Here is a 280-nt window from a genome sequence, read left to right on the forward strand (position 1 = left end):
TTATGTTTTAAAAATAAATGGAGGAGGTAGAGGGATTCGAACCCCCGCGCGACTCTCGCCGCCTGTCGGTTTTCAAGACCGATCCCTTCAGCCGAACTTGGGTATACCTCCATGAAGGAAAAATTAATATCTTATTCATTTTTATATGTAACTAAACCACTTTTTTAAAAAATGGAGGAGGTAGAGGGATTCGAACCCCCGCGCGACTCTCGCCGCCTGTCGGTTTTCAAGACCGATCCCTTCAGCCGAACTTGGGTATACCTCCGACATATAAAAAACA

The 280-nt window shown here is 45.0% G+C and carries 2 tRNA genes; both read right to left on the reverse strand.

The features are described 5' to 3' along the window. Window positions 1–18: 18 nt before the first annotated feature. Window positions 19–111: transfer RNA gene (locus MR071_RS25205), tRNA-Ser, on the reverse strand. 61 nt (window positions 112–172) lie between these two features. Beyond that, window positions 173–265 (reverse strand) — tRNA-Ser (locus MR071_RS25210). Window positions 266–280: the final 15 nt, after the last annotated feature.

The organism is Bacillus cereus group sp. BfR-BA-01316 (assembly GCF_022664195.1).
GTDB lineage: Bacteria > Bacillota > Bacilli > Bacillales > Bacillaceae_G > Bacillus_A.